Source organism: Streptomyces sp. NPDC059371 (genome assembly GCF_042751995.1).
Taxonomy (GTDB): Bacteria; Actinomycetota; Actinomycetes; order Streptomycetales; family Streptomycetaceae; genus Streptomyces.
In genome coordinates this window covers 155057-160025 of sequence record NZ_JBHYXD010000009.1, presented here as the reverse complement: position 1 = coordinate 160025, position 4969 = coordinate 155057, and the positions used below count along the sequence as shown (strand labels likewise).

The following is a 4969-nucleotide window of genomic DNA, read 5'->3' as shown; positions in this document are numbered from 1 at the left end:
CCCGCACCCCGTCCGACGGGGTGCGGGGCCGCCTCACGTACGGGCCGGGCGCGCCTCAGTTCCTCAGCGCGGCCCGCATCATCGCCTTGGCGACCGGCGCCGCAAGTCCGTTGCCGCTGACCTCGGAGCGCGCCGCGTCCGACTGCTCGACCATGACCGCGACGGCGACCTCCTTGCCGTTCGAGTCGGACTTCGCGAACGACGTGAACCAGGCGTACGGCGTCTTGCTGTTCTTCTCGCCGTGCTGGGCCGTACCGGTCTTGCCGCCCACGGTCGCGCCGGGGATCAGGGCGTTCGTGCCCGTGCCGTCCTCGACGACCGTCTGCATCGCCGACCGGAGCTGCCGGGCGGTGTCCGAGCTGACGATCTCGCCGGTGTCCGCGCTGTCGTCGTAGTTCTTCAGCACATTGCCGTCGGAGTCGCTGGTCTGCGACACCATGTGCGGCGAGACCAGCTTGCCGTCGTTGGCGATGGCGGCGGACACCATGGCCATCTGGAGCGGCGTCGCGGTGACGTCGTACTGGCCGATGCCGGTCAGCGCCGTGGACGACCGGTCCATGTCCTTGGGGTACACGCTGGTGTACGCCCGCACCGGCACGTCCTGCTGCGTGTCGTTGAAGCCGAACTTCTCCGCCATCGCCCGGACCTTGTCCTGGCCCAGGTCGACCGCCATCTTGCCGAAGACGTTGTTGCAGGAGTACTGGAGCGCGACCCGGATCGAGGCGTTCTCGCAGGGAGCGGACGCGTTCTCGTTCTTCAGGACGGTCGTCGTGCCGGGCAGGGTGTACGGGTCCGGGCTGTCCGTCTTGGCGTCCACGTCTTCGTAGAGCCCGTTCTCCAGCGCGGCGGCGGCCACGACCAGCTTGAAGGTCGAACCCGGCGGCAGCGGCTGCCGCAGCGCGCGGTTGACCAGCGGCTTGTCGGGGTCGGTCGTCAGCTTCTTCCAGACGCTGTTGTTGCCGGTGCTGATCGTCGTCGGGTCGTACGACGGCGTCGAGGCGACCGCGAGGATCTTGCCGGTCTTCGGGTCGATGGCGACGGCCGCGCCCTTGTTGTTCCCGAGCGCCTTGTAGGCGGCCTTCTGGACGTCCGGATCGATCGTCGTGACCACGTCACCGGGGTCGGCGCGCTTGTTCGTGAGCGTGTCCAGCGGGTTCTTGAGCTGGATGTCCGAGCCGTCGAGAAGCTTCTGGTAGATGCCCTCGAGCTGGGTCGCCCCGTAGACCTGCGAGCTGTAGCCGGTGACCGCCGCGTACAGGCTGCCGTCCTTGTACGTCCGCTTGTACTTGAGGTCGCTCCCTGTCGTCTGCGCGGAGCCGGTGATCGCGTCGCCGGCCACGATGATGTTCCCGAGCGGGTTCGCGTACAGCGCGATCGCGTTCCGTCGGTTTTCCTTGCCGTCCGCGAGTGCCCGGCCGTCGTAGAACTGCACCCACGTCGCCCTGACCAGCAGAGAGAGCACGAGCAGCAGAGTGAAGACGGCGGCACGCCTGATCGTCTTGTTCATTCCGACCAGAAGGACGAGCGATCAGGGGTGAATCGTTCCCGTCCGCCCGGTTTTCTCATCGGTTCCTCATGGGGCCGCCGGGCCGGCCGCCCCGCCCGTCAGAGCCGGCGGGTGGCCAGGGTGAGCCGGTCACGGGCGTCGAAAAGAGCGTCCTTGACCATCTGCTCGTGCGCCGGGGTGAGCCGGGCCACGGGCACCGAGCAGCTGATCGCGTCACGGGCGGGCGTGCGGTACGGGATCGCCACACCGAAGCAGCGCAGCCCCAGCGTGTTCTCCTCGCGGTCCACCGCGAAGCCCTGCTCCCGCACCTGGCGCAGCTCCTCGATGAGCTTCTCCCGGTCGGTGATCGTGTGCTCGGTCAGCGCCGGAAGCGTCTCCGGCAGCATCTTGCGGACCTGCTCGTCGCTGTACGTGGCCAGCAGCGCCTTGCCGAGCGAGGTGGAGTGGGCGGGGAGCCGGCGGCCGACCCGGGTGAAGGGGCGCAGATAGTGCTGTGACTGCCGGGTGGCGAGATAGACGACGTTCGTGCCGTCCAGGCGCGCGAGGTGGATCGTCTCGGTGGTGTCGTCCGAGAGGCGGTCGAGGGTGGGGCGCGCCGCGGCGACCACCTCGTCGCCGTCGATGTACGACGTGCCGACCAGCAGGGCCCGTACGCCGATGCCGTACCGCGTGCCCGTCGCGTCCGTCTCGACCCAGCCGAGCTCCACGAGCGTGCGCAGCAGCATGTACAGGCTCGACTTGGGATATCCGACGGCCTCCTGGACCGCGGCGAGGGAATGCATTCCGGGCCGGCCGGCGAAGTACTCCAGCAATTCAACGGTCCGCACCGCGGACTTGACCTGCGCCCCGCCGCCTGTCTCGCCTGCCGACATCGCCCTTGACCCCTTCGTTGGACGGGAAATAGTCTCCGACCAGAAGTTCATCATCAGAGACAGCGTTCAGCATATCGAACACCCCTGGTGAGTGACACAAGAACTTCGGTGAGAACTGTGGCATCACATCTGAAGGGACCCGCGGTGGCAGCAGCACCAGTCTGGAGTGTCGACCCCCGTACCGGGAAGCAGCGGGAGCAGGTTGCGGTGGAGGCCACAGGCCAAGAGGTGGACGAGGCCGTCCGCGCCGCGCACGACGCGCGCCCCGCGCTGGCCGACCGCGCCGTGCGCGCCGCGTTCCTGCGCTCCGCCGCGGACCAGCTCGAAGCTGCCAAGGACCTGCTCGTCGAGGCCGCCGACGCTGAGACCGCGCTCGGCCCGGTCCGGCTCACGGGTGAACTCGCCCGGACCTGCTACCAGTTGCGCGCTTTCGCCGGAATCGTCGACGAGGGCGCCTTCCTCGACGTCGTGATCAACCACCCGGACGCCACCGCGACCCCGCCGATCCCGGACCTGCGCCGCTTCAAGGTGCCGCTGGGCGTGGTCGCCGTGTACTCCGCCTCGAACTTCCCCTTCGCCTTCTCGGTGGCCGGCGGCGACACGGCGAGCGCGCTGGCCGCGGGCTGCCCGGTCGTCGTCAAGGCCCATCCCGACCACCCGGCGCTCTCCGAGCTGGTCGCGGCCGTCCTGCGCCGCGCGGCCGCCGGGCACGGCATCCCCGACGGGGTCGTCGGCCTCGTGCACGGCTTCGAGGCCGGTGTCGAACTGGTCCGGCATCCGCTGGTCACGGCCGCCGGGTTCACCGGCTCCGTCCGCGGCGGGCGCGCGCTGTTCGACGCGGCCGCCGCCCGTCCGGTGCCGATCCCGTTCCACGGCGAGCTGGGCTCCCTCAACCCCGTCGTCGTCACCGAGGCCGCCGCCGCCGAGCGTGCCGAGGAGATCGGCACGGGACTCGCCGGCTCGATGACCCTGGGCGTCGGCCAGTTCTGTGTGAAGCCCGGCCTGGTGCTCGCGCCGGCCGGCGCGGCGGGCGACCGTCTGCTGAAGTCCCTGACCGACGCCGTGAGCGACACCGCCTCCGGGGTCCTGCTCGACCACCGCATGCGCGACAACTTCATCGCCGGGGTCGCCGAGCGCGCCGGGCTCCCGGACGTCCAGGCCCCGGTGACGCCGGGCGCGGGCGGTGAGCACACGGTGAGCCCCGGCTTCCTGACCGTTCCCGCGAGCAGGCTCGCCACCGAGGGCGAGCACGATCTGCTCCTGGAGGAGTGCTTCGGGCCGCTCACGGTCGTGGCGCGCTACGAGGACGAGTCCGAGGCGGGCGCGGTGCTCTCCCGGCTGCCAGGCAACCTCACGGCCACCGTGCAGCTCTCCGCGGAGGAGGCCGCGGGCGAGGGGCGCGGTGCGGAGATCCTCGCCGAGCTCACCTCTCTCGCGGGCCGGGTCCTGGTGAACGGCTGGCCGACCGGCGTCGCCGTCGCTGCGGCCCAGCACCACGGAGGGCCGTACCCGGCGACGACCTCGACGTCCACCTCGGTCGGCGGCACCGCCATCGAGCGCTGGATGCGGCCGGTGGCCTACCAGGGCGTGCCCGAGGCGCTGCTGCCGCCCGAGCTCCGCGACGACAACCCGCTGGGGCTGCCGCGACGGTACGACGGGCGCCTGGAGCGCTGACGCCGTTTCCTACCGGGTAGGTGCCGTGCCGGTGTCATGACGGCCCGGTGTCATGACGGCCCGGTTTCCGCGGCGGCCCGGTTCCGGTGCCGTCCGTTCCGCAAAGGGCCGGTCCTTTCTCCCGAAGGGGCCGGCCGGGAACCTGAGAGACTTCGGACCATGGACGTCACACTCCCCGAACTCCCCTTCTCCCTCCGTACCTACGGCCCCGACGGGAACTGGTCGTACGAGGACGGTGTCCTCACCGGCTGGGCCGGGCCCCGGCAGGACCGCTTCGTGCCGCCCACCGGCGAAGGACTCGACCCGGCCTCCGACGCACCGAGGCTGCTCGGTTCGCCTGAGGGAGATTTCCAGCTCATCGCCCGCGTGACGGTGGGCTTCGGCGCGGCCTTCGACGCGGGCGTGCTCTACGTCCACGTCGGGGAGCGGGCCTGGGCGAAGCTGTGCCTGGAGAACTCCCCGGACGTCCCCACCGTCTGCACGGTCGTCACCCGGGGACACTCCGACGATGCCAACTCCTTCACGGTGGAGGGCAGTTCCGTCTGGCTGCGGGTGAGCCGCACCGGCCGCGCCTTCGCCTTCCACGCCTCCCGCGACGGCGAGCGGTGGACCTTCATCCGCCTGTTCACCCTGGGAGACGAGAAGGAGACCGGGGCCGCGCTGGTGGGCTTCATGACCCAGTCGCCCATGGGGGAGGGCTGTGTGGTGACCTACGACGGCGTCGAGTTCCGACCGGCCTGGCCGCGCGACCTCCGCGACGGCAGCTGAATCCTGCCGCGGCACCAGGACGGGTTCCGCCGGCCAGGACGGGCCCTGGAGCCCTGTCGCGCCGGTGCCGGGGCCCCCCCCCCACCCCCCCGGGGGGGCACCCCCCCGACCCCCCCACCACCACCACGTACATGGAGAGGGCCGCGGG

4 protein-coding genes are annotated in these 4969 nt (G+C 71.0%); 2 read left to right on the top strand and 2 right to left on the bottom strand.

Translation table 11 applies throughout. The features are described from left to right. Window positions 1-55 precede the first annotated feature (55 nt). Together ACFXGX_RS08435 and ACFXGX_RS08430 are read right to left on the bottom strand one after the other, a co-directional pair. On the bottom strand, window positions 56-1507 hold the full coding sequence (locus ACFXGX_RS08435) for a peptidoglycan D,D-transpeptidase FtsI family protein (RefSeq protein ID WP_384786577.1): 1452 nt from the start codon (window positions 1505-1507) through the stop codon (window positions 56-58). 98 nt (window positions 1508-1605) lie between these two features. Next, on the bottom strand, window positions 1606-2379 hold the full coding sequence (locus ACFXGX_RS08430; protein WP_382794500.1) for an IclR family transcriptional regulator: 774 nt from the start codon (window positions 2377-2379) through the stop codon (window positions 1606-1608). A 144-nt stretch (window positions 2380-2523) separates the two neighbouring features. On the opposite strand from ACFXGX_RS08430, the gene ACFXGX_RS08425 reads away from it, so the two are divergent. Beyond that, window positions 2524-4053 (top strand): aldehyde dehydrogenase (NADP(+)), encoded by a 1530-nt coding sequence (locus ACFXGX_RS08425; RefSeq protein WP_384786573.1) that lies wholly within the window; start codon window positions 2524-2526, stop codon window positions 4051-4053. Between the two features lie 159 nt (window positions 4054-4212). Next, entirely contained in the window at window positions 4213-4821 is a 609-nt protein-coding gene (locus ACFXGX_RS08420; protein WP_384786571.1) for a DUF1349 domain-containing protein, read from the top strand. Window positions 4822-4969: the final 148 nt, after the last annotated feature.

Bases quoted from the DNA above. Each gene is read 5' to 3' on its own strand.
- ACFXGX_RS08435 (WP_384786577.1), bottom strand. From the start codon at position 1,507: ATGAACAAGACGATCAGGCGTGCCGCCGTCTTCACTCTGCTGCTCGTG.
- ACFXGX_RS08430 (WP_382794500.1), bottom strand. From the start codon at position 2,379: ATGTCGGCAGGCGAGACAGGCGGCGGGGCGCAGGTCAAGTCCGCGGTG.
- ACFXGX_RS08420 (WP_384786571.1), top strand. From the start codon at position 4,213: ATGGACGTCACACTCCCCGAACTCCCCTTCTCCCTCCGTACCTACGGC.